23 protein-coding genes are annotated in these 24,312 nt (G+C 63.5%); 14 read left to right on the forward strand and 9 right to left on the reverse strand.

Features of this window, described 5'->3' with window-relative positions; translation table 11 throughout:
- The first annotated feature begins 273 nt into the window (after window positions 1-273).
- Both G6N42_RS01460 and G6N42_RS01465 read left to right on the forward strand, forming a co-directional pair.
- On the forward strand, window positions 274-1,725 hold the full coding sequence (locus G6N42_RS01460) for an aldehyde dehydrogenase family protein (RefSeq protein WP_163725098.1): 1,452 nt from the start codon (window positions 274-276) through the stop codon (window positions 1,723-1,725).
- Window positions 1,722-4,079, forward strand: coding sequence for a CaiB/BaiF CoA transferase family protein (locus G6N42_RS01465; RefSeq protein WP_163725101.1), 2,358 nt, complete (start codon window positions 1,722-1,724; stop codon window positions 4,077-4,079). Before G6N42_RS01460 ends, G6N42_RS01465 begins: the two co-directional genes overlap by 4 nt.
- Before the next feature lie 5 nt (window positions 4,080-4,084).
- Here the strand turns inward: G6N42_RS01465 and G6N42_RS01470 are convergent, their stop codons facing one another.
- From G6N42_RS01470 to G6N42_RS01480, 3 genes are all read right to left on the reverse strand, one after another.
- A complete protein-coding gene (locus G6N42_RS01470; protein ID WP_163725105.1) occupies window positions 4,085-4,561 on the reverse strand; it encodes a MaoC family dehydratase in 477 nt (158 codons plus the stop codon).
- Window positions 4,558-5,751: an amidohydrolase family protein gene (locus G6N42_RS01475; protein WP_163725108.1), complete on the reverse strand. Its 1,194-nt coding sequence runs from the start codon at window positions 5,749-5,751 to the stop codon at window positions 4,558-4,560. Before G6N42_RS01475 ends, G6N42_RS01470 begins: the two co-directional genes overlap by 4 nt.
- A 90-nt stretch (window positions 5,752-5,841) precedes the next feature.
- Entirely contained in the window at window positions 5,842-6,477 is a 636-nt protein-coding gene (locus tag G6N42_RS01480; RefSeq protein WP_163725111.1) for a cysteine hydrolase family protein, read from the reverse strand.
- A gap of 49 nt (window positions 6,478-6,526) precedes the next feature.
- Between G6N42_RS01480 and G6N42_RS01485 the strand changes: the two genes are divergently transcribed.
- Window positions 6,527-6,964, forward strand: a complete 438-nt coding sequence (locus G6N42_RS01485; RefSeq protein WP_163725115.1) for a nuclear transport factor 2 family protein — start codon at window positions 6,527-6,529, stop codon at window positions 6,962-6,964.
- Here G6N42_RS01485 and G6N42_RS01490 read toward each other — a convergent pair.
- Together G6N42_RS01490 and G6N42_RS01495 are read right to left on the reverse strand one after the other, a co-directional pair.
- Window positions 6,954-7,853, reverse strand: a complete 900-nt coding sequence (locus tag G6N42_RS01490; protein WP_163725118.1) for a TIGR03619 family F420-dependent LLM class oxidoreductase — start codon at window positions 7,851-7,853, stop codon at window positions 6,954-6,956. The genes G6N42_RS01485 and G6N42_RS01490 overlap by 11 nt on opposite strands.
- Before the next feature lie 10 nt (window positions 7,854-7,863).
- Entirely contained in the window at window positions 7,864-8,964 is a 1,101-nt protein-coding gene (locus G6N42_RS01495; protein ID WP_163725121.1) for an acyl-CoA dehydrogenase family protein, read from the reverse strand.
- A gap of 104 nt (window positions 8,965-9,068) precedes the next feature.
- On the opposite strand from G6N42_RS01495, the gene G6N42_RS01500 reads away from it, so the two are divergent.
- The 4 genes from G6N42_RS01500 to G6N42_RS01515 are packed head-to-tail and all read left to right on the forward strand — an operon-like array spanning window position 9,069 to window position 13,978.
- A complete protein-coding gene (locus G6N42_RS01500; protein ID WP_163725123.1) occupies window positions 9,069-10,265 on the forward strand; it encodes an amidohydrolase family protein in 1,197 nt (398 codons plus the stop codon).
- 7 nt (window positions 10,266-10,272) lie between these two features.
- On the forward strand, window positions 10,273-11,247 hold the full coding sequence (locus tag G6N42_RS01505) for an acyl-CoA dehydrogenase family protein (RefSeq protein WP_163725126.1): 975 nt from the start codon (window positions 10,273-10,275) through the stop codon (window positions 11,245-11,247).
- Entirely contained in the window at window positions 11,244-12,443 is a 1,200-nt protein-coding gene (locus tag G6N42_RS01510; protein ID WP_163725129.1) for an acyl-CoA dehydrogenase family protein, read from the forward strand. The genes G6N42_RS01505 and G6N42_RS01510 overlap by 4 nt, the downstream gene beginning before the upstream one ends.
- The gene (locus G6N42_RS01515) at window positions 12,443-13,978 is read left to right on the forward strand and encodes a class I adenylate-forming enzyme family protein (RefSeq protein WP_163725132.1); all 1,536 of its coding nucleotides are present in this window, start codon (window positions 12,443-12,445) and stop codon (window positions 13,976-13,978) included. The genes G6N42_RS01510 and G6N42_RS01515 overlap by 1 nt, the downstream gene beginning before the upstream one ends.
- On the opposite strand, the gene G6N42_RS01520 is transcribed toward G6N42_RS01515, so the two are convergent.
- The 3 genes from G6N42_RS01520 to G6N42_RS01530 all read right to left on the reverse strand — a co-directional run bounded on the left by G6N42_RS01520 (window position 13,975) and on the right by G6N42_RS01530 (window position 16,689).
- Window positions 13,975-14,373 (reverse strand): DUF7715 family protein, encoded by a 399-nt coding sequence (locus tag G6N42_RS01520; RefSeq protein ID WP_163725136.1) that lies wholly within the window; start codon window positions 14,371-14,373, stop codon window positions 13,975-13,977. The genes G6N42_RS01515 and G6N42_RS01520 overlap by 4 nt on opposite strands.
- Complete coding sequence (locus G6N42_RS01525) at window positions 14,370-15,749, reverse strand: HNH endonuclease signature motif containing protein (protein ID WP_163725140.1); 1,380 nt, start codon at window positions 15,747-15,749, stop codon at window positions 14,370-14,372. Before G6N42_RS01525 ends, G6N42_RS01520 begins: the two co-directional genes overlap by 4 nt.
- Window positions 15,750-15,825: 76 nt before the next feature.
- Window positions 15,826-16,689, reverse strand: a complete 864-nt coding sequence (locus G6N42_RS01530) for a helix-turn-helix domain-containing protein (RefSeq protein ID WP_163725144.1) — start codon at window positions 16,687-16,689, stop codon at window positions 15,826-15,828.
- A gap of 90 nt (window positions 16,690-16,779) precedes the next feature.
- On the opposite strand from G6N42_RS01530, the gene G6N42_RS01535 reads away from it, so the two are divergent.
- The 7 genes from G6N42_RS01535 to G6N42_RS01565 all read left to right on the forward strand — a co-directional run bounded on the left by G6N42_RS01535 (window position 16,780) and on the right by G6N42_RS01565 (window position 23,026).
- A complete protein-coding gene (locus G6N42_RS01535; protein WP_163736806.1) occupies window positions 16,780-17,823 on the forward strand; it encodes a zinc-binding dehydrogenase in 1,044 nt (347 codons plus the stop codon).
- Entirely contained in the window at window positions 17,820-18,224 is a 405-nt protein-coding gene (locus G6N42_RS01540; protein WP_163725147.1) for a nuclear transport factor 2 family protein, read from the forward strand. Before G6N42_RS01535 ends, G6N42_RS01540 begins: the two co-directional genes overlap by 4 nt.
- Window positions 18,221-19,048, forward strand: coding sequence for an SDR family NAD(P)-dependent oxidoreductase (locus G6N42_RS01545; protein ID WP_163725150.1), 828 nt, complete (start codon window positions 18,221-18,223; stop codon window positions 19,046-19,048). Before G6N42_RS01540 ends, G6N42_RS01545 begins: the two co-directional genes overlap by 4 nt.
- 5 nt (window positions 19,049-19,053) lie before the next feature.
- On the forward strand, window positions 19,054-20,010 hold the full coding sequence (locus G6N42_RS01550; protein WP_163736809.1) for an LLM class flavin-dependent oxidoreductase: 957 nt from the start codon (window positions 19,054-19,056) through the stop codon (window positions 20,008-20,010).
- A 15-nt stretch (window positions 20,011-20,025) separates the two neighbouring features.
- Window positions 20,026-20,577: a hypothetical protein gene (locus G6N42_RS01555; protein ID WP_163725154.1), complete on the forward strand. Its 552-nt coding sequence runs from the start codon at window positions 20,026-20,028 to the stop codon at window positions 20,575-20,577.
- A gap of 240 nt (window positions 20,578-20,817) precedes the next feature.
- Window positions 20,818-21,744 carry a dihydrodipicolinate reductase gene (locus tag G6N42_RS01560; RefSeq protein ID WP_163736812.1) on the forward strand — a complete coding sequence of 309 codons (927 nt, stop codon included), beginning with the start codon at window positions 20,818-20,820 and terminating at the stop codon, window positions 21,742-21,744.
- 223 nt (window positions 21,745-21,967) lie between these two features.
- Window positions 21,968-23,026 (forward strand): hypothetical protein, encoded by a 1,059-nt coding sequence (locus tag G6N42_RS01565; RefSeq protein WP_163725157.1) that lies wholly within the window; start codon window positions 21,968-21,970, stop codon window positions 23,024-23,026.
- Between the two features lie 84 nt (window positions 23,027-23,110).
- Here the strand turns inward: G6N42_RS01565 and G6N42_RS01570 are convergent, their stop codons facing one another.
- Window positions 23,111-24,304, reverse strand: coding sequence for an amidohydrolase family protein (locus G6N42_RS01570; RefSeq protein WP_163725160.1), 1,194 nt, complete (start codon window positions 24,302-24,304; stop codon window positions 23,111-23,113).
- Window positions 24,305-24,312: the final 8 nt, after the last annotated feature.

Consider the following 24,312-nt stretch of genomic DNA (forward strand, 5'->3'; position numbering starts at 1 on the left):
GTGGACGTTGGTTTGGAGGTGGAGTCAGTGGGCACTGCGGGCCTTCCTCAACACATGGTTTGATCGGACAGATCTCGCGACAGTGTCCGGCAGGTATGTGTCTACCGCACTGGCATCGACCATGTCAATCATCATTCACCCAGCTAAACCCGGGATAACGTTGACGTCATCACGGTCATGGGTGTACACAGGGGAGCAATATGTCGGACGTCGCGCACGTCTCGGCGGACGACCATGCATTTCAGCGGACACCAAGGAAGGTCTCGTGAACTGATGGCCGAATCGAGCTTCGTCGACAGCTATGACCTCTATATCGACGGCAGTTGGGTCGAGGCGGACAGCGGGCGGTACGACGTCCTCAACCCGGCGACCGAGCAGGTGATCGCCACAGCGCCGGATGCCGGCGCCGAGCAGGTCCAGCAGGCCATCGGCGCGGCGCGAAACGCCTTCGAGTCGTGGGCCGCCGCCGAAGCCGCGGAACGGTCGCGCTGCCTGCAGCAGCTCAGCGACGCGCTGCTTGCGCGTGGCGACGAGATCAATGCGCTCGCTCAGGCCGAGTGGGGCTGCACAGCAAATGAACGCCTGATCCACGTCGACGGGCCGGCGTTCATGGTCGGACACGCTGCGGAGCTGGCGATGGAGCCGGCCGAGACGCCGATGGATGCTTGGGGTGCGGCCGGCACCACCCTGTTGCGCTACGAGCCGCTCGGCGTGGTGGCAGCGATGACGCCATGGAACTTCCCGCACACCCTCAACGTGATGAAGCTGGGTGCCGCGCTCGCCGCCGGCAACACGCTGGTGCTCAAGCCGTCTCCGCTGACCCCGTTGGCCGGTCTGGCACTCGCGCGACTCATCCACGACGAGACCGATATTCCGCCGGGCGTCGTCAACGTCGTCACTCCAAGCAGCGTCGAGGCCAGCCGGATCTTGACCCTCGACCCGCGGGTGGACATGGTGAGTTTCACGGGCAGCTCCGCGGTCGGCCGGGATGTGATGGCAGGCGCTGCAACAACGATGAAGCGAATTCTGCTCGAGTGCGGCGGCAAATCGGCGAGCATTCTGCTCGACGACGTCGAGCTGACCGATGACATGCTCGAACGGTTGCTTTTCGAGGGCTGCACGCTGCACGCGGGACAGGCATGCATTCTCAACAGCCGCCTGTTGGTTCCCGACGCGCTGCACGACGACGTCGTCGACCGCTTGGCCGCGTTGGCGCGCAACGTGATTGTGGGGGATCCCACCGATTCGGCGGTCGGAATGGGACCGCTGATCAGCCGTGGACACCTGGAGAGGGTCGAGGGTTTCGTGAGACGGGCCGAGGCCGACGGCGCGAAGATCGTCGCCGGTGGACGGCGCCCCAAGGATGTCGACCGCGGCTTCTACTTCGAGCCCACCGTTTTGACCGATGCCGCCGCCGAGTCGTACATCGCGCAGGAGGAGGTGTTCGGTCCGGTGCTGACCGTGATGCGTTATCGCGACGACGACGAAGCGGTTGCGATTGCCAATAATTCGGCCTACGGGCTCGGTGGCGCGGTGTGGGGTGGCGACATCGAGCGCGGACTCGGCATTGCGCGACGGATCAGAACGGGTCAGGTCTCGATCAACGGCACAATTCCTGGAGACGCGCCGTTCGGCGGGTTCAAGCAGAGCGGTATCGGACGTGAAGGCGGCGTCATGGGTTTGCGGGCGTACATGGAGCCGAAGGCGATCGGAGTGCCTGCGTGACCGGAGCGCTGGCCGGGCTGCGGGTCGTCGAACTCGGAACCGACATCACCGCACCGTATTGCACGAAACTTCTCGTCGACCTCGGTGCTGACGTCGTCAAGATCGAGTCGCAGTCCGGCGATCCGCTGCGAAGCTGGGGCGCGTCCGGTGGCCTGTTCGAATATCTGAATGCCGGAAAGCGGGGATTGACAGTCGATCTCGATTCTGCCGGTGAAGAGGTCCGCGATCTGATAGCACAAGCCGATCTATTGGTCGAGAATCTCGCACCGGGTTCGTCGCTTCGCTGGGACTGGGGTATCGACGACGACAGCCTGCGACAGATCAATCCGAACCTTGTCGTCGTTCGGATTTCTGACTATGGACAGGACGGGCCACGATGTGACCGCCAATCGACGCCATTGACGGTCCAGGCTGCATCCGGATGGGTGAGCACTCGTGAGCCTGACCGGCCGCCCGTGCAGTCCGGTGCGCGTATCCCCGAGTACATCGCCGGTGGCTATGCCGCGCTCGGTGCGTTGACGGCATTGCGGATCGCCGCCGGCACCGACCGGGTGGTCGAGGTCGACGTGTCGACGTTCGAGGCGCTGTTGTCGACCCTGCCCTACCCGATGCTGATGGCAGCACGCTTGAAAAGCATGGGCTTACCGCCTAATTCAAAGGCCGGACCGATGCTGGGTATCGTGCGTGCCGCGGACGGGTGGATCGGGATCAACTGTCTCACCGGCCAGCACTGGCTCGACGTGTGCGCGATGGTCGGACTTCCCGAATTCGGTGAGAAGCAGATCGCCATCATGCTGGGTGGGCCTGAGCGCGACGAATTCTTCGCCAAGGCACAGCCGTTTCTCGACTCGATGACCGTGGCCGACCTCGTGGAGCTGAGCCAGGCGATGCGGATACCCGCGGCACCCATCAACGACGGCGCAACGATTCTGGACTCACCTCAATACCGAGATCGTGGGTTCTTCATCGAGAGTGACGTTGCGGGCGCGCGGTTTTCGCGACCGGGAGCTCCGTTCCGATTCTCTAGGACGCCGGTGGGCGCCCCGACGCCTGCGCCACGGCTGGGGGACCACGCCGCGGACTGGGGTGCTCGTGCTGACGCTCCGTCACCCGCTGTCCAGGAGCGCGTCGATTCGCCATTCGCCGGCCTGAAGGTATTTGACCTGAGCACCTTCTGGTCCGGCGCCTATCTCACCATGTACCTGGGTGCGTTCGGCGCAGACGTCGTCAAGGTGGAATCGATCCAACGTCCCGACGGACATCGGTATTCGGGTTCGCTGCTTCGCAACAGCGATGACTGGTACGAAGTCGGGCCGATGTGGCAGGCCACCAATCTCAACAAGCGCGACATCACCTTGGACTTGACGTCGGAGGCCGGCCGTGAACTTGCACTGCGGCTTGCCGCTGAGGCCGACGTGGTGGTCGAGAACTTCTCGCCACGCGTGGTGGAGCAGTTCGGACTGGATTACGACTCGTTGGTGGAGGTCAATCCAGACGTGATCATGGTGCGCATGCCCGGCCTGGGGCTCGAGGGTCCTTGGCGCGACTACGTCGGGTGGGCGCTGAACTTCGAGCAGCTATCGGGAATGTCGGCGGCTACCGGCTATCCCGACGGCCCACCATGCAACCTGCAGGGACCCGCGGATCCGGTCGTCGGTACGCACGCCACCGCCGCGCTCCTGGCCGCACTCGAACACAAGCGCAAAACCGGTGAGGGTCAACTCATCGAGGTCGCTCAGATCGAAGTCGGGGCCGTGGTGACGGCTGAACCGGTCATCGAATACTCGTTGACCGGTCGAGTGCCCGAGCGAGAGGGAAACCGGCACCGCAGCTACGCACAGGGTGTCTACCGTGCCGCCGGTGAGGACGAATGGGTGGCCATCTCGGTGCGTGACGATGCCGACTGGGTCGCGACGCTCGACGTGATCGGCAGGCCTGAGCTCGCTGACGATCCGCGGTTCGGCACCGCGGAGGCGCGCTTAACCAACCACGATGCGTTCGACGAGGTCTTACGCGAGTGGACGGCCACGCAGAATCCGGATGAGGCCGCCGACGCACTGCGGCGCCGCGGTGTGCCTGCGGAGCGATTACTGACCGGCGACCGAATGTACGACGTCGACCAGCTCGACGCGCGAGGCTTCTACGAAGAGCTCGAGCACCCGCTCTCGGGCCGACAAAGATACCCGGGCTGGCCTTTTCGGATCACGCCCGGACCGTCGCGACATCACCACACGCCGTCGCCGACACTCGGTCAGCACAATGCCGAAGTATTGGCCGGGTTGGGCCTGTCCGAAGAGGAAGTCACAACGCTACGCGAGCAGAAGGTCATCGGTGACCGGCTACTCAACTCCTAGCCGGCTCAGGCGTCCACCATCGCGGCGATCGTGTCTACGACGCATGCCGGACGGTCTGAGCCCTCCACCTCGACCGTGACCCGAACGGTGGCCCGGCCACCTTTCTCGTTGCGCTCCACCTTCACCAACTCCGCACCAGCGCGGATGCGCGAGTCGACGGGAACCGGAGCGGGAAAGCGAAGCTTGTCGACTCCATAGTTCACCTGCATCGACAAGCCGGTCACCCGATAGATCTGTTGCACGAGAACGGGAACCAACGACAGCGTCAGATATCCGTGCGCGATCGTCTTACCGTACGGACCCTGTGCGGCTTTCTCCGCATCGACGTGGATCCATTGGTGATCTCCGGTCGCCTCGGCGAAGAGGTCGATCTCGGTCTGCGTGACCTGGCGCCACCCGCTGTAGCCGAGATGCTCGCCGACATGCGCTTCGAACCCGGCGATACCCTCGTAAATCCTGGGGGAGGAGAGCGCCTGCGTCATACCGAGACCTGGAGCCCCAACTGCTTGATTGCGTTGCCGCCCATGATCTTCGCCTTCGCGGTGTCAGAAAGGCCTTCCAGGCGGTCCACGAAACTGAGCGGATCGCCGATGCCCTCGGGGTGTGGGAAGTCGGAACCGAACATCACGTGGTCCTCGCCCATGATGTCCACGATTCCCTTGACGTCGTCCTCGAGGAACGGGTGGATGTAGATGTTGCGCTTGAACACCTCGATCGGATGTTCGTCGAACTCTTTGGGCATCGTCTTGTACGCCTTCTCCAGAAGGCGTAGGAGGTTCGGCACCCAGCCGCTTCCATTCTCGACGACGAGGATCTTCAGGTCAGGGAATCGCGACAGAGCGCCGTGGCAGATGAGGGCTGCCAACGTGTCCTCGATGGCGCGGAAGCCCATCACGACCTCGCGCAGAGTGCTCGTCTTGAAGGAGAGATACTCGCCACCACCCTCCCATTCCATGAGGTGCTTCTGATAGCCGGAGTCCGAGGCATGCATGGTGACGGGCAAGCCTGAGTCGACTACCTCCTGCCAGAACGGGTCGAACTCCGGGAGCCCCATGGATCGCGAACCGCCGAAGCGGCTGGGTACCGGAGCAGGGCGGATGAGGAAGGTCTTCATCCCGCGCTCCAGGCACCAGTGGAACTCCTTGATGGCCTCGTCGACCAGTGGCAGGCAGATCACGGGCGTCGCGAAGATGCGGTCCCGGTAGTTGAACGTCCAATGCTCGTGCATCCACTCGTTGAGTGCGTGGATGATCGCATGTGTCAGCACGACGTCATCGGTGGTGCGCTCTTCGATGAGGCTCGCGAGGGTCGGGTACATCACGCACTGGTCGATGCCCAGTTCGTCCATCAGTTCCAAGCGTGGCGCGGGCTCCTGGTAGGCCGGGATGACGTCCATTGCCTCGCCGATGAACTCGCGGAAGTTCAGACCGTCGGGATTGTTGCCCAGAAAGTAATCCTCGGCGCTGCCCGGCCGCGCGACGCGCTCGAAGGTCGGGTTGGGGATCATATGGCTGATGTGGTCTTTGACGACCAGCTTCGGCCGTCCGTTCACCTCGACATAGCCGACCTTGCCCTTGTGCTCTTTGGGCAGATACTTCAGCAGCGCATCGCGGGTCTCGTACATGTGGTTGTCGATGTCGAAGATGGGATACGGCAAGGACCGCGGAGACATGAGGGAACCCTCCTCAGAGCAGCGAATATCAGCGTTTACGCCTAATGAGAACTGACGTTATCACCAACGCCTGCCAACATCCAGATCGGGTCAGGGTCCGGCAAGCTCATTCCATGCTTGGACGACGGCGTCTGTGGTGGTCACCGTCGTGAGCAGGGCCAAGGTGTTGTCGATGACCGACTCTGCGTACTCCCGGGGGAACCCTGCCACCGCGTCGCGCGGCAGCACGAACTGATAGCTGCGGTTGACCGCGTCCATGACGAAGTTCTGAATCGCAATGTTGAGCGAAACGCCAACCCCCACAATGGTCTTGATGCCGAGATTGCGCAGAACAGAGTCGAGATCGGTACCGGTCATGGGCCCGACGCCGTGGTAGCGCGTGAGCTCGATATCGGTCGGCTGCTGATTGAGTTCCGGAATCACGGACCCTCCGGGACTGCCGGGTGTCAAATCGGCGGCGAAGGACTTACCCGCCATGAACAGCCGAGCGTTGGTGTTGGAACCGCGACCGTCAGGGCGCCGGTGGATCAGGCAATGGACGACGGTCACCCCCGCGGGACGCGCCGCTTCGAGCAGTCTGGCGATGTTCGGGATCGCCTCCCGCTGCGCCTCCTCGGCCAGCATGGGAAGGCCGGCCTGCGCACCGATCACACCGCCCTGGCATTCCTGGGTGACGATGGCGGTCGTCTCCGGCCTGACGAGGTCGAGCAGTTTGGGTTGCGGCATGAGAACAGACGTTATCGTGTGGCGCAGCGCCTTTTCCAGAGGAGGGTAGATGCGCAGTTGGGAGATCGACATCCGCGAAGAGGTGCGGCATACGCTGTCGGACTACACCGCTGCGACCGACCGGTTCGACCTGCACGCACTGGCGGGCTGTTTCGCGCCTGACGGTGTCCTCGAGTTCACCGGCGGCGTTGAACCGCTGAAAGGCCCTGCGGCGATCGAGGCGGGCTTGGGCTCGGCGATGGTCCGGGAGTCAGATCCGAACAAGCAGACGCCGACGCATGTGCGCCACCACGTTTCGAGTATCCGGTTTGAATCGGTTACCCGCGACAGGGTGGAAGTCAGCAGCTATTTCGCCGTTCACACCGACGTCGGACTCGACCACTGGGGTCGGTATCGGGACATTCTGGTTCCCTCCGGCGGACGATGGCTGTTCGCCCATCGCCGAATCAAGGTGGACGCGTTCTCGGCCGCCAGCCTCATGCGATGAACTCTTCGGCGAACGCGTGCGCGTGGTCGACGACCTCAGCCCGAGTGGCCCCCTGAGGCGCGACGGTCAGCCACGTCACCCCCATACTCTCCAGCGTCGCGATGGTGGCGTGCCGTTCATCGGTGCTCTTGCTCTCGTCGAGCAGGTTGCCGGCTGAGAAGCAGATGTCCAGCGGCTCCGTCCGCCCGACCTCCGCTGCGTACTTCATGGCCCACGCGATCGCCGACTGCAAGTCGTCCAGCGTCGAGATCTCCGCTGTGCGCGACGCCGCCGCATAACCGAAGGTATTGAAGGGCGCCCACCCCTGTGCCCTCGTGACCGCGCGGCGGACGGCGGGCTTGCTGTTGCCGCCCACCCAAATGGGCGGGGCAGTCGCAGGTACGGGGTAGAGTCGCACTCCGCGCGCGGCGAATGACGTGCCCTGATAGGCCACATCATCGCCGGTGAGTACCTTGCCGAGTACGTCGAGAGCCTCGTCTAGTAGGGCACCCCGGCTGTCGAAATCAATTCCCAGAGCCTTGAATTCGGGCTTGAGGTAGCCGGCCGCTGTGCCGAGGATCAGCCTCCCGCCGGAGAGAACGGCAAGACTCTGGATCGACTTCGCACCGAGGAAAGGGTTGCGATATGCCGCGATGTAGACGTTGGTCAGCAGATTCACGTCCGTGGTGGCTGCGGCCGCGAATGACAGCGCGACGAATGGATCGAGAGCGTGATGCCCCCCGTGGTCGAGCCATTTCCCATCGGGAGCAGGGTGATCGGTGACGTGTACCGCACGGAAGCCGCTGGCCTCGGCGACACTGGCGATCTCAGAGATTGCTTCGGCGGTGACGAACTCCGATACCGCGTCCACTCGCTGCGTGGGTAGTTCCAGGGAGAACGAGATGGTCATGGGCGTCCTTTCAGATGGTCACGAGGTCCGCGAGTCGCTGGGCGTGGAAGTCGGGGGTGCCGAGAATCAACTGTGTGGCTTTCGCCCGCCGGACATAGAGATGGGCATTGTGTTCCCAGGTGAAACCGATTCCGCCGTGTATACGCATGTTGTCGAGGGCGACCTGCAGGAAGGCTTCGGAGCAAGCCATTTTCGCCACCGACGCGGCGATCGCCAGTTCGCTCTCGTCGGCGACTTCGGCCGCGTGCGCGGCGGCCGAGCGTGCACCTTCGACGAGGACAAGCATGTCCGCGCACCGGTGTTTGACGGCTTGGAAGCTGCCGATGGCGCGACCGAACTGGATGCGTTCCTTGGCGTAGTCAACCGCCATGTCAAGGCACCGCTGCGCCGCGCCGACCTGCTCGGCGGCCAGCGCGACGACAGCGAGGTCGTAGGTCCTCGCCAATGCACCCGCGGCAGCCCCGTCGTCTCCGATGAGGCGGGCGTTGACGCCCTCGAAGCGGATCCTGGCGAGCTTTCGCGTGCGATCCAGAGTCGCGAGCGGTTCGCGAGTCATTCCGTCGGCATCGGCGGTTATCGCGAACAACGAGATGCCGGTACCGCTGGTGGCCGCGACCAGCACGAGGTCTGCGGTATGGCCATCCAGCACCAGAGCGGCGTCACCGGTCACGCGGAAACCGTCGCCGTCACGTTGCGCGGTCAGGGTCACAGCCGCTGAATTCCATGTGTCGAGTGCTCCGTTGAGGACGAGCGTCGCGGTGCGCGTCCCGTCGACGAGCGACGGAAGGTAATCGGTCATTGCCTGCTCATCGCCGCTGGCGATGATGGCCGGGATGGCCATCGCGACAGTGGAGAAGAACGGAGAGCACAGCAGTGCCGCGCCCATCTCCTCGAACACGACCGCCAGCTCGCGGAGCCCTGCACCGGCACCCCCGTACTGCTCGGGTACTGCGATGCCGTGCAGTCCGAGTTGCTCGGCCATTTTGTGCCATACGACCTCGTCATAGCCCTCTTCGGTGGCCATGAGCTCGCGTACCCGGCTGCTGGACGAGTTGGCATGCAGAAACTCCCGCACCGCCACTCGGAGGTCGTCGGCCTCACTTGCCGCCACTCGCAACCTCCTGCCGTTCCGACCCCGGGATGGGCATTCCCGGACGAGGATAGTATCTTTTCCTAAATCAGAGAATATGCATTCTCGCACGAAGGAGGAGCGCGATGACGACGAGACTCGACTACGGGATCTTCGATTGCGACACGCACTGCTATGAGACGCGAGATGCGTTTACCCGCTACCTTCCCAAGGAATTTCACGACCGGGCGATCACCACGGTGCGCGGTGCGGACGGAGTGGAGGTGATTCTCGCCGGGCACCGAGTCGCAACCTTCAACAGCGAAGGGGGGCTGGGCCTGGACGTCGCATACCGCCCCGGTTCGCTGAAGGAGATGCTGAGGCAGATGGGATCGGGCAATCCCGAGGAGTCTTACGAGCCGCAGCCGATGCAGCCGGAGTACATCCAGCGGTCGGCGCGACTCGCGGTGATGGAGAAACAGAACGTCGAGCGGATGGTCATCTATCCGAGCGGAATGGCTCTAGCCGCCGAGCACTACGTCGATGACACGGCAGCGTTGTACGCGAATCTCCGGTCGTTCAATCGATGGTTCGACGAGGAATGGGGCTTCAACTACGAAGATCGTCTGTACGCGACCGGACTCCTTTCGCTTCGCGACCTCGACTCGGCGGTTGCCGAGACCGAAGCCCTGATCGCGCAGGGTGCGAAATTTGTTCTGCTGCCGACAGGTCCGGCCTACGGTAGATCCCCGGGCGACCCCTACTTCGATCCGGTCTATGCCCGCCTCCAGGAGGCTGGTTGCGTCCTCGTCTTCCACATCATGCCCTTCTGGTACTTCGACGCGATCTCACCGGCTTGGGGACAAAATGCAGATCCCGCCTCATGGCATATGTCAGCGTGGCAATGGATGAACATCTACGGCCAACGTCCGATCGAAGACACACTTTCCGCGCTCATCTTCGACAATCTGTTCGGCCGATTTCCCGGGCTCAACGTTCTCGTCGCCGAACACGGGGCCGAGTGGGTGCCCTTCTTCACAAAGCACATGGACAAGAGCCGGGGCATGGGCCGAAACGGGCCGTGGATCGGCGGGAAACTGACCGAGAAACCCTCCGCGATCTTTCGGCGACACGTCCGAGTGGTGCCGTACCCCGAGGACGATGTTCCCGAAATCGTCACGAGCCTGGGTTATGACGACTGCCTTGTGATGGGCTCGGATTATCCGCATGCCGAAGGCCTCGCAGAGCCTGCAGACTTCGTCAAACTGCTCGACCCGCTAGACGATGCCGCTAAAAAGCGGATCATGCGGGACAACGCCGATAACCTGCTCGCCCGGAGCTAGATCTCGAATGGGGGATGCGGACGAGGACGATATCGACCTCGATCTGTTGCGCGAAGCGGCACGCGATTTCCTGACCGGACGAGTCGCACAGGACTCTCTCAAAGAACTCGCGGCCATGGATTGGACCGGGCTGCTCGTCGAGGAGAAACTCGGCGGCAGCGGATGGCGCCCCGTGGAGTCGACGATCATCGCCGAGGAACTGGGCCGCGTACAGAACTCGTCGACATGGTTCGGTTGTGCGCTGTCTGCTGCGGCGTTGGCTTCAGCGCCCGCCGATGTGCGGGACCGGTGGTTGCCCGCCATGCTGGACGGGACCGCGACAGCGGGGTGTGCATTGTCCGGCGACACCGTCCGGGTCGCCTCTGGCGATGTGATCGACATCTTGATTACCCTGGGCCACAACGGCATTCATCTGGTCGAACTATCCGCTGCGATGACGCGAAGTCCCGACGACGAGCTATTGGACGTCAGCCGCGCGGCATGGCGCATCGACGTCTCCGCGGCGGACAGCGTACTGATCGGAGGGCCCGAACGAGCGGACCATCTGCTTGCGATGGCCAGGCTACTGCTGAGCGCGGATTCGCTGGGAGCGTTCTCGGCCACCTTCGAGCGACTGGTGTCCTACCTCAAAGAGCGCATCGCGTTCGGAGTGCCGATCGCCAGTTTCCAAGCGGTGCAACACCGACTGGTCGATCTGTTGGTGTTCGAGGCGAAGGCGCGTGCGGTCATCATGAAAGCCGCCCGAGCATTGACCTCTGAGGACGCCACGAAGGATGCGATCGCGTTGTCCGCCGCAGCCCATGCCTTCGTCAGCGCCAAGGCGCCCGCCGCCGTCGATGAGTGCATGCAACTGTCGGGCGGCATTGGATTCACCTGGGAGTACCCCTTGCACCACGAACTGCGTCGGGTGTTCACCAACGCCTATCTGCTCGGGACGGCTCGCGCGAGCCGCGCGCTATTCGCCGACAAGGCCGGCTGGTGAGCACTCCGGGGGCCCGGCCAAGCGACGCGGAGTTGGCCGAGTTCAGGGACCGGGTCAGGGCGCACATCGCCGAACACGCACCGCCGTTCGACGCGCGGGAGGGGCGCCGGGCCCCCGAGAACCCTGAACAGGAAGCACAACTACGCAGGTGGTTCGCCACACTGTTCGACGCGGGATTCGTCGGCGCCGACTGGCCCGTCGAGCACGGCGGGTCGGCCGACCACCATCCTCTGCACGACCGGATCCTCAGCGAGGAGATCCTGCGCGCCCGTGCTCCGCGGCCTGTGGATCAGGTCAACCTCGCAGCTCACGTGCTGCTGCACTTCGGGTCGGCGGAACAGAAGGCCGAACTGCTTCCGCCGATCCGGCGCAGCGAACATGTGTGGTGCCAGTTGCTCAGCGAGCCCGACGCCGGCAGCGACATCGCCAACGTCCGGACCAGAGGAGCGCAGCAGGCCGACGGGTCGTGGGTCATCGACGGGCAGAAGACGTGGATCACCGACGGGCACTGGGCGGATATGGGCCTGGCCCTCGTTCGCACCGATCCATCGTCGTCACGCCACCACGGACTGTCGGTCTTTGTCGTCCCGTTGTCGACGGCCGGTGTCGAGGTCCGTCCGATCCGGACGATCAACGAGGCGATCGAGGTGAACGAAGTCTTTCTCGACGGTGTCACGGTGCCCGCACACAGCTTGATCGGTGAGATCGGCCAAGGTTGGTCGATCATCATGGCGGGCTTGGACTTCGAGCGTTTCGGGATCGGCGGCAATGTGATCCTGCTGGAGCTGCTGATCGATGATCTGGTCACGGTGGCGCGGCACGCCACGCTCGACGCCAAACCGGCGTTCGAACATGAGGATATCCGCCAAAAGGTGGCCGAGTTGGCCGTCGAAGTGGAGGTGGCGAAGGCGTTCATCGACGACCACGTCGAACGCCTGGTGGCTGGCTCCGAACGACCCGGCGACGGCTCCATCGCCAAGCTGAGTTTCGCCGAGACATACCACCGGGTTTCGGCATACGGCGCCGAACTGGCGCCGATGGTGTGCACCGTGGCTGCCGATCCGAGTGTCGAGCAGGCGAAACAGCGCCTGCGAGAATGCTGGTTGTGGTCGCGTGCATATACGGTGTCCGGAGGAAGCAATGAAATGATGCGCAACATCCTGGCCAAACGGCGGCTGCTGCTGCCGAGCCGCTGATGAGCGGAACGTACTGGAGTCTGGTCGAGGAAGCGGCCGCAACACATCCCGATCGCGTGGTCCTCGCCGACGACTTCGGTCGCAGTTTGACGAATGCGCAGCTACACGATGCGGCCGCGAGTACCGCAGCGGCTCTCGCGGAACGCGGAGTCGTCGACGGGTCGGTAGTGTCCTGGCAGCTGCCGACCACACTCGAGACGATGGTGGTCATGGTGGCGCTGACGCGCCTCGGAGCCGTGCAGAATCCGATCCTGCCCATCTGGCGGGAGAGCGAAGTCCGTTTCGTGACAGCGCAACTCGGCACCGAGGTGATCATCGTCCCCGGTGTGTGGCGCGGTTTCGATCACGTCGCGCTCGCCGACGAGCTCGCCCGCGATCAGCCGATGACGATTGTCGTCGTGGATCACGGCGCCCCGATCACGGATGGCCTCCGGCTTCCCGCGGGTGATCCCGCATCGCTACCCGCCCCTCCTACGGAGCCGACTCTGCCCCGGTGGGTCTACTACTCGTCGGGCACCACTGCGGCTCCGAAGGGCGTGCGGCATTGCGACCGTTCGGTGATCGCCGGGTCGGCAGGCGTGGTCGGCATGTTCGGAGCCTCCAGCAACGACGTCAATCCGATCGCTTTTCCGGTGTCGCACATCGGTGGCGCCGCGATGTTGGCGGCCAGCCTGCTGACCGGCATGCGCTTGGTGCTGTTCGACGCGTTCGACCCGGTGCTCACGCCGAAGGCGGTCGCTGCGCACCGGCCGACGATGCTCGGTTCGGCGACGCCCTTCTTTGTCGCCTATATGGCCGCGCAGCGCGAACACGGTGTAGAGCCGTTATTTCCCGATCTGCGCGGTTGCGTGGGAGGTGGGGCGCCGATCACCGCCGAGCTGGGGCGCCAAGTACGCCAGACGCTTTCGGTTGCCGGAGTGGCGAACGCCTGGGGCCTCACCGAGTTCCCGGTCGTGACCTCGCCACCGCCAGACGGATCACCCGAGGTGCTCGATCACACGGTCGGCCGCCCAGTGCCAGGGGTGACCGTTCGCGTCGTCGACGACTCCGAGCGTGAAGCTGCGCCGGGGGAGGAGGGGGAGCTTCGACTGAAGGGGCCGCAGTGCTTCCTCGGCTACGTTGACACGTCGCTGAATGCTGATGCGTTCGACACTGACGGCTGGTTCCGCAGCGGCGACCGCGGACGTATCGATGCCGACGGCAACGTCGTCGTCACCGGGCGCATCAAGGATGCGATCATCCGCAACGCGGAGAACATCTCGGCACTAGAGATTGAAGGAGTGCTGGCCACTCATCCGGCAGTCGCCGACAACGCAGTCATTGGAGTGCCAGACGAACGAACCGGCGAACGGGTGTGTGCCGTCGTCGTGCCGCGGCCCGGACACGCAGTCACGCTGGCCTCACTCGCCGAGCATTGTGCGAAAGCGGGCATGAGCCGACACAAGAGCCCGGAGCGGCTCGAAGTGCTGGAGGCGCTGCCGCGCAACCTCACCGGCAAGGTTCTGAAGAATGAGCTGCGTGCACGGTTTCGTTAGTCAGCACCCGGACCTTGGAAAAGCGCCCCTCGGAGAAAGTACTTCTCCAATTCTCGAATGATTATGGTTCCCGCGGGAAGCTGAGCAGCGATCTCGAGGTTGTCGTCGGCAACTGCTTCTGCCCACTCGCTTGGCCATCCGCCATCGACGAGGCTGGTATTGAACGCGAGCACGACTTCTTCGCGTGTCATCTCGGTGTCGACGACCATTGCGGTCGTGGTCGCACGATGTGATGCGGCGCCTGTGAAGCCGCGGCCACATCCGCATGGCATAGAGGGGTTCCTCAAGTCTCGGTCGCAGGGTTCCTGCATCCACACCAATTCGCCTTCGACGCAGTGGTGATAGTCCGTCGGCGCCGTCCCCTGTGTCAGGCGCGTGGCAACGAGGATCTTCATTCCGACCCCTTCTCTGCCGCAGTTAAATACCGCTCGGGGTGGTGATAGTTGTTGACACGGCTTTGGCCACTGTCCAAGTGCGGTGGTGGAATCCATTCGGTGGTGCCGTCTCGTCGCTTTCGGGTGCGCCAACCGCCCTCCATGACCAAGCGATTGTGCGGACCGCACGCCAGAGTCTCGTCGGTGATGTTGGTCAAGCCGCCCTCCGCCCAGTCGAGTTCGGCATGGTGCACTTGGCACCGATATCCGGGTGCGGTACATCCGGGCTTTGTGCAGCCGCGGTCTATTGCGTGCAACACAATCCGCTGTCCCGACGACGCCAGCCGCTTGGTACGTCCCAGATACAGCGGCTCTCGGGTGTGTTTGTCGAACACCGAAAGATAGTGGTGGGCATGGCTCGCCAGCCGAATCACGTCACGCATCGGCAGGAGGGTGCCTCCGCCGGTTATCGCATGGCCGCTCTCCGACTCCAACTCCTGCAGTGTGGTCGACACGATGATGGTCACTGGTAATCCGTTGTGCTGACCCAGTTCACCGGAGGCCAGCACCAAGCGGCCCATGGCCTTCAGCGCATCGTGATTGCGCTGACTTTGGTTGCGGGTGTCCGCGCTCTTTGCCTCGGTGGACGGGTCGCTATCGACACACGGAGTGTCATCGTCGGGATTGCACATCCCGGGGGCGGCCAACTTGGCGAAAACGGCATCGAGTGTGGCGCGTAGTTCAGGATCAAGCAATCCAGAAATCTTGCTCATCCCATCGATGCCCTGGTTGTAAATGGTGACGTGACGGCGTCTTGCGCGATCAACGTCATCGAATTCCCCGTCCGGATTGACCAGTGCGGCCAAACGGTCGGCTGCCTTACGCAATATGTCGGGCGTTTGGTCGGCGGCGACCTGCGCCAAGGTCTCCTCGCAGCCTTCGCGCGTTTCATAGTCGACCGCAGCCGGCAGGTTATGCAAGAACTTGCGGATGATCCGGACGTGCTCGCCGCCGAGTTCGCCCGCTGCCTGGCGCTTGGCCACGTTAGGCAACATCGGCTCCAGTGTTTCGCCGGTGAGCGTTGTCCGCGGACCCAGATCCTTCGCCTCGTTCAAGCGCCGAAGCGCATCGTGGGCACTGATCCGCAGTCGTTGTTGCAGCACCTCGCTCCAGTTCTTGGCACATAGCTCTCCTGGGGCAATCTCGCTAAGCAACCCCTGAATCAGGGTGTGCTCAATGGTTGGCTGGCGACGACGCATGGCTTCCAAGCGGTGGAGCAGTGTCAGCCGTTCGGGCACGGTCACAGCGGTGTAGCTCAAAGTCGCCACTTCGTCGTACGCCGCGTCAAGTCTGTCGTACGCGGCGACAATCGCATCCCGATCCGATCCCGACCTCATGCTTCGAACACTAGTTCGAACCACCGACAAATGTCGGTGATGATCCGCGTGACGCCAGAATCCTGGAACGGCTGAGCTACGTAGTACTGAGTCGAGCGACTTCGTCGAGTAGTGGCTTCGCCGTCCGCTGTACGTCGCGAGCTGTCATTGGGCGTACCGGATGGACGCCGAGGACCAGCTGAATGCGGCCACCCTTGTCCAGGACCGGCGCGGAAATGGTGGCAACAGGGCGAGGCGCGCGGGGGTCATCATCAGAAGTCAGTGCCGCTGAGGTGAATTCGACCCGCAACTGATCGATGATGGAACGCATGTTGACCGGCAGTGCGTGATCGGACAGTGAACCGATCGCGTGTGCCGCCTGCGCAAGCGCCGGAGTCATCCAATCGATGTCGTAGCCGCGTTCCCGGGTCTGCGTGAGAACATCGGTCAGCTGCCGAGTGAGTGCCGCGTCGTCGGCCGCCGCCCGCTGGATCCACGCCCGCTGTGCCTCCGGCGTGTCCCACGCGGCGAACGCGACGCCGAACGGCGCTGTGTATGGAATCCGCTCGTTCGGCGACGCCGAGATCGCCCCGCCCTTCGGTTGTTCGAATGCCGTGATGACCAGGTCGTCGCCGGCGCGCTCGATGACCGAGGCGGGCACGTCGACTGCGGTGGCGAGGCGGCGCGCCGCATCGTGTGCCAGGTTCGCGAGGGGACGGGCGCTGTCTAGGCGGGATGCGATGAGTGACAGCGCTGGGCCGAGGCTGAACGTCTTGGTGACGGGATCCCGCTGGACCCATCCGCGGTCGGACAGGGTTTTCAGGATCGCGTGCGCAGTCGCCTGCGAGAGGTCGAGATCACGTACCACGTCGGAGAACCGCATCGTTCTGTTCTCGGGGTGGCTGAGCAACTCGATGACATCGAGAACCCGTTCGGTGGGTGCCGAGTTCGCTCCGCGCAACCTTGACTCCTCGTACCGTGCCTTCTACGGTCGTTTCAGTATTCCGAGAACTATATCTCGAATAATAGAGAAGAGTTCGCCTTGCGCGCAGTGGTGTTAAGAGGTGGCCGACTGGAGGTCCGCGACACCGCCGACCCCGTTCCAGGTCCGACTGATCTGCTCCTCAAGACGCTCAGCACGGCGATCTGTGCGTCCGACGTCCACTTCATGGACCATCCGGAACTCGCGATCGACGACCCGACCGGGCGATCGCTGTACGACGCAGACCGCGACATCGTGATGGGGCACGAGTTCGTGGGTGAGGTGATCGGCCACGGGCCCGGGTGCAGCGACGCGTTCCCCGTCGGCTCGCGCGTGACGTCCATGCCGATCAGACTCGTCGACGGCGGCGCGGGCGGGCTTCGCATCATCGGTCAGCATCCCGAGGCCCAAGGGAGCTTCGGCGAGCTACTCGTAGTGCCGGAGGCCACCGCGCGAGTCGTTGAGGGCTCGGTGTCCAGTGATGCCATCGCCGTCGTCGATGCATTCGCCGTCGGTGAGTTCTACGTACGCGCGGCGGCGATCCAACCGGGCGAGATACCGATCGTCATCGGTGCGGGCGCCATCGGCCTTTCTGCGGTTGCCGCGCTGTCCAGTCGTGGCATCGAGCCAATCATCGTGTCGGACTACAAGGCCGAGCGCCGCGAGCTCGCGAAGTCGCACTTCGGGGCCGACGTGCTCGTCGACGCGGTCGAAGAGTCGGTGTTCGATGTGTTTCGGCGTGAGCGGGCACAACGTCACCTGGGCGGCTCGGCCGTGGTTTTCGAATGCGTCGGCGCGCCGGGTCTGATCGATCGCATCGCAGCGGAAGCGGAGTTCTACACGCGCATCTATTGTGCCGGCGGCTGGTACACCGGCGACACACTGAACATCACCCAGGCAACGCAGCAGGGCCTCACGTTCCAGTTCGGCGGTGGCCCCATGCCCCAAGATTGGTACGGGGTGCTGGACGCGGTGATCGAGGGGCGGCTGGACCCGTTGCCGAGCATCGGGAAGGTCATCGGCCTCGACGAGGTGCCCGAAGCGATCGAGGCGGCCCGGCGGTCCGACGGGCCGCCGCGGATCGTCGTCCACCCGAACGGAGACGTGAAATGACCGACCGCGACGAGGTATTCGACCTGACGGTGCGCTACGCCACCGCCATCGACAGTCGTCAATATGAGCTGCTCTCAACGGTCTTCACCGAAGATGCGGACCTAAACTATGGCGAGGTCGGTCAGTGGAAAAGCGCAGCCGACATCATCGAGTTCATGGATCTTGCCCACGCGGGGGCGGCGAACACCTTGCACCGCATGAGCAATCAGGTGATCGAAATCGACAATGACGCCGCGACGGTTCGAACGTACGTCGACGCGTTGATTCTTGCCGCCGACGGTTCGGGCGTGAACGCGATCGGCTTCTACGACGACGCAGCGGTCCGCACCCCCGACGGCTGGCGAATCAGCAAGCGGACGTTCTCACCCGTTCGACTCGGCACGGTGGCGGCGCTCTCATGAGCGAGGTATCCGACAAGTACGGACCGTGGGCGCTAGTTGTTGGCGCGTCCGATGGTTGCGGTGCGCTGTTCGCCGAGAGGCTGGCGCGTGAGGGTGTAGACGTAGTGCTCGTCGCGCGCCGCGAGCAACTACTGCAAGAGGTGGCCGCGGGCATCGGCGAACGTACCGGTGCGGCGACCAGGACGCTCGCCGTCGACCTCACCGATCCAGACGGGGCGCAGAAGATCGTCGACGCGACCGAAGATCTCGACATCGGCATGTTGGTCTACTGCGCAGGCGGTGATCCGAACTATCAGCCCTTCCTTGCCAATCCGGTGTCGGCAGCAGAGGCATTGCTACACCGCAACTGCCTGGTATTGATGCAGTTGTGTCACCACTACGCGGGCAGAATGGTGGAACGCGGCCGCGGCGGCATCGTCAACTTCAGCTCGGGTGCGGCGTTGGCCGGTGGACCGAATATGGTCGCGTACGGCGGTACCAAGGCCTTCGACATGGTGTTCACCGAAGGCCTGTGGGCCGAGCTTCACGACAAGGGTGTCGACGTGCTGTGCCTGTTGCTCGGCAAGACCGACACTCCGGCGCTGCGTCAGCTCGAACACAGCCGCGGACAAATTGCCTCACTCGACGACGTTCCGCCCGGCGCCATTCCGGCCGAGGATGTCATCGACGAAGCTTTCGACAATCTCACCAACGGTCCCACGCTCATGGTGGGCGACATGATGCGGATGGCCGAAGAGGTGTTCAAAACGCTCAGTCGCAATGATGCCGTCAAGATGGTCATTCAGGCCGGCGCGCAAGCCATGGGATCGGACGGAGACCGCTAGTGCCGTTGTTCACACTCCGCTTCGACATGAGGGCGCCGTCCTTCGGTGCACCGCCGACCGAGTTGTACGCGGCGGCAAGTGAAATGTCGGCGTGGGCCGAGACTCGCGGGTGTATCGCCGCGGTGTTGTGCGAACATCACTGCGCTGATGACGGCTATCTTCCTTCGCCGCTGTTGCTCGGTGCGGCGATTGCCGCGCGCACCAAGCAACTGATGCTGAACCTGGTGATCCTCCTGCCGTTCTACGACCCCGCCCGGTTGGCCGAGGACATGGCGGTGTTGGACCACATCAGTGCGGGACGGGCGACATACGTCTTCGGAATCGGCTACCGGGCAGAGGAATACGCCCACTTCGGCCTATCCCTCTCTGATCGCGGTCGCCTCGCCGATGAGAAGCTCGGGTTGTTGCGTCGGCTACTCGCCGGCGAGGAGGTTCTTCATGGCGGGCGGCGAATGAAGGTGACGCCACGTCCGCGCACACCAGAGGGTCCGATGATGAGTTGGGGCGGGGCGAGCCTCGCCGCGGCCCGTCGTGCGGGACGCAACGGTCTCGGTCTATTGGCCAACGGTGTGGTGCCGGGGATGAGAGAAGCGTACGAGAACGCCAGTCGCGACGCCGGTTACGACCCCGGGTTCATGATGCTGCCCGAACGAGATACCGCAACCAATGTCTTCGTCGCAGACGATGTCGACGCGGCGTGGGATGAGATCGGCAAGTACCTCTTGCACGACGCGCTCGCGTACTCCGAGTGGAATCCCGACAACACCGTCTCGGCCAATATCACCACCGCCAAGACTGTCGATGAACTGCGGCACGAATCGACGTCCCACGTGATACTGCCGGTCGACGATGCACGAAGTCGGCTCGCCGCAGGTGAGGTGTTCAACATCAATCCGCTGTGTGGCGGAATACCGCCCGAGATCGCATGGAAGTACCTGAAGAGATTCGCCGAACTGGACTAGTAGAAAGGGAACGGCATGGCCCGGGATCGTGTGGCCCTACACGAGAGTATTGCCTTCGAAAAGTGGGAGGGCTATGCGAAATCCATTGACCGCGGCCGCCATGTGAACTTCGGTGACAAGTACATCATGGCACCGGATTTCGTGATGATGAGTCCCCAGTTCAACGACGGTGTCCCGCAGTCGATAACCGACATGTTCTCGGGTGAGGTAGCTGATGCTGCGGCCAAGTACGCGCCGGACGGCGACGTGCTCACTCCGGAGTGGCGCATTTGGTGGAAGCACATGCCGGACTACCACCTCGTCAGTCCGTTCGAGTGTGTCGCTGGGGAGTGGGGTTTCTCGTCATGCGATACCTACGCGGGCACGCTCGCCGACGGAACGGTGCTGCAACTGCGCGAATGGGACTACATATGGACGAACGAGGACGGACATGTCACTCGCTGGGACTGGTTCGTCGACCCTGAACCGTGGGATCGGATGATCGGACTGATCGGGCTCGATCCGAGTGGATTGACAAGCCAGGAGTACACCGTCAACTTCCTACGTGAGGGCGGCGTCGAGAGCTGATATCCCAGCCTGCAGCATGTGCGTGGTGTGCGGGCAATACGCAGATGACAACGAATGTCGCTGACCGACGGAGGGTTTCGAATGTATCGGGTTGTTCACGTGGGGACTGGTTTTACTGGGCGGGAGGCACTTCGGGCGGTCATCGATGACCCTGCATTGGAACTTGTCGGAGTCAAGGTGTCGACCCCGGACAAGACGGGGGAGGATGCCGGCCGTCTATGCGGCAGTCCGGACGTTGGTATTTCGGCAACCGACGACCTCGACGCGGTGCTGGCGCTCGCGCCGGACTGTGTTCTCTACTGTGCCACTGCCGTTCGGCGGGAGGCTGAAGCGATCGCCGACATCGTGACCTATCTCGAGGCGGGGATCAACGTCGTGACGATCTCGACGATCCCGATGGTCTATCCGCCCGCTGCGCCACCGGAGTGGCGTGCTGCCGTGGAAGCCGCAACGGCCAAGGGTAATTCGACGTTCTACGCGACCGGCGCCGAGCCGGGTTTCATCAGTCTGAACATCCCCACGGCCCTACTCGCGGGCGCTGGCACCGTTGAGTCCTATCGGATGGATGAATACGCGATCGATTTGGACAAGTCCTATCCGATCTGGGATGTCCTGCACGAATCGATGGGGTTCGGAAAACCCGAAGGGCACGTACCCGCCCGAATCGCTTCGGGCAAGGTCAACCACGACTGGGAGACCGTGGTGCGCTACATCGCCGACATCCTGGGGTTAGAACTCGACGGTGTCGAACTGGACTGGGAAACACTCCCCGCGCCAACGGATCTGGAGACCGCGCTCGGCGTGATCCCGAAGGGGACGGTTTGCGCGCACCGGTGGCAGCTCGCCGGCGTCGTCGATGGGCGGAAGGCGGTCGCGGTCCAGTATTTCGCAACGGTGACTTCTACACCTTGGCCGCAACGCTGGCCTCGGCCGTCAAGGGCGGACCAGGGCGGCATGGTGTTCCGAGTCGAGGGGCGGCCGAGCATGTCCCTGGAGCTGTATATGGAGCAGTCGGCCTCAGATCGGGTCAACCCGGGCGTGGCGGTGACAGCGCTGGCTGCCGTCAACTCGATACCGGAAGTCGTCGACGCGGCCCCTGGCGTGCTCGCCAATCCATTGGCAGGTCCCTCAATTGTGAGCAGGCAATCGCGGACTAGACGTCAGTAGGCGGAGCAGGCGTTGCCACTGGTTCAGTTTCCGACGCCGCCTTGGCGCAGGAAGTTGATGGCGTCCGAGCCGCTGGTCAGCCCGCGCCGACTGCACAAGATCGATGACCACAGGTTGCGGCCCGACGTCAGCAAACATCAATTGCCGATTAACGTGAATATTTGCCTATACAAGCAACAAGATCGTTCTTCAATCTCGGCTCGATAAGTCTTACGCTGAGGCTATGCCTGATCGCGAAGACGACGACGATAGGCGACCCGCAGGCGCCATCTTTCCGGGTGCGGCTGGAGAAGCGGGCCGTGCGGCTGGCGCCGACTCCGGCCATGCAGGTGCTAAGGGTTTGGGTGACCCGGCTGCTGCTAAGGGTTTGGGTGACCCCGGTGGTGCGAAGGGTTTGGGTGACCCCGGTGGTGCGAAGGGCTTGGGTGACCCCGGTGGTGCGAAGGGCTTGGGTGACCCCGGTGGTGCGAAGGGCTTGGGTGACCCCGGTGGTGCGAAGGGCTTGGGTGACCCCGGTGGTGCGAAGGGCTTGGGTGACCCGAGTGTGGGTCCGGGTGGTGCCAAGGGCTTGGGCAACCCAAGCATCGCGCCGCCGGGCAACGGGCCGCCCGGCTATGTGCCGCCAAGCGGCACCCCGCCGGGCTATGCACCGCAGGGCTTTACGCCGCCAGGCTATGCCCCGCCAGGCTATGCACCACCAAGTGTTGCCCCGCCAGGCTATGCACCACCAAGTGTTGCCCCGCCAGGCTATGCACCGCCGAGCTTTGCCCCGCCGGGCGCTCGGCTGTCGATCAAGGGCGTACTCGTATCGGTAGCAGTGATCGTCGCCGTCATCGTCGCCGCCATAGCCGCCTTCCTCGTCCTGCGACCGGATCCGCCGCGACAGACGGCCGACGAGCAATCACTTGGCACGGCGGCCACCCCGTCGGACGGCGCCACCCCCGGCATTGCCGCCTCGAGCGAGGCCCTGTTCCGTGGCACCTATAGCTCGCAAGTGACGGTTACCTCTTCCGCAGGTACTACCACCAAAAACAACGTCGGGACTGCCGTCTCGGATTGCCCGCATTGCGACGTGACGCTCAGCGGATCCGGCGGTGCCACTGTCTTCCACTGGAACGGCAGTGTCTGGGAGCACATAACGGAAGGGCCTACATGCGCAGGGGATTCCGTCACATTCACGCCAACGGTTGTGGCTGACGGTTTTGTGCAGGAACTCGACTATTACTACGCAACGTGCAACGGGACGGTGTCCACGGGCACTATGACGCGCACCGGGGACTGAAGATCCGACTCCGTGACGTGCCGGGAGCGCACGCTTGCTGCACGCAAACGTCGAGACGCTCGGCGAATTACCGTTCGCCCCTTGTCAGATGCCGATGAGTTCCTTGAGGTTGCCGCCCATCACCCGTGCGGTGGTATCCGCCGGTAGGCCACTCAACTCCTTGACGAAATCGACGGGCTCGGCGAGGCCTTCGGGGTGCGGGTAGTCCGAACCGAACATCACACGATCCGCACCGAGAAGCTCGACAAGCTGCGACATGTCCTCCTCGTGGAACGGATTGATCCAGACGTGCCTGCGGAAAACCTCACTGGGATGCTCGCTGAAGTCATACGGCCTTTTGCGGTAGACGCGGTCGAAGACGTCCAACAGGCGGTGCGCCCACGAGCCGCCGTTCTCGACCACCCCGATGCGCACCCCCGGAAAACGCTCGAACACTCCGTGCGCGATGAACGCCGCGAGGGTGTCGAAGATGTTTCGGCTCTCCTCGTAGATGAAACCGCGCAGCTTGCTCAAAGCGAATCCGTTGAACTCCGCGGCGTCCTCCCAGTCGTCGATGTAGCGCTCATAACCGGAGTCCGAATTGTGCATCTGCACCGAGATGCCCGACGACTCGACCAGCCGCCAGAAGTCGTCAAATTCCGGCAGCGCTGCCGAACGAGACGTGCCGTCCTCACGGGGAACGGGTGCCGGCCGGATCAGGACCGTCCTGGCTCCGTTCTCCAGACACCATTCGAGTTCCTGCACGCCCAGTGCGGGATCGTTCAGCGAGATCGCGGGAACCGGAAAGATTCGGTTCTGGTAGTTGAACGTCCAGTCGTCGAGCAGCCAACGGTTGAACGCATGGGTGACCGCGTGGGTGAGTTCGGTGTCGGACTTGATCCGCTCCTCGAGCATGCCGGCCGTCGTCGGGAACATCACGGCACCGTGCACGCCCTGACGGTCCATCAAAGCCAGGCGCAGGTCGGGACGCCGAAACTCGTCCGGGCAGCGGATGGGCTCGGCCAGCTCACGCAGTGTCTTGCCTTCGGGATTTATGCCCCGGAAGTAGTCTGACCATGCCCCCGGGGTGGGGATCACCTCGTACGTCGGGTTGGGGATCGTCTCGGTGACTGTGCCGAGGATCTGAAGCTTCTTCCGCCCCTTGACGTCGATGAACTTCAGCGCCTCGGAGTACTTCTCGGGCAGATACCGCGTGTAGGCGTCGATGGTCTCGTACATGTGGTTGTCGGCATCCCAGACCTCGAATGCTCTTCCATCGGTCACCAGCGCCTCCAACATGCTTGAGA

The organism is Mycobacterium gallinarum (assembly GCF_010726765.1).
Classification (GTDB): Bacteria; Actinomycetota; Actinomycetes; order Mycobacteriales; family Mycobacteriaceae; genus Mycobacterium; species Mycobacterium gallinarum.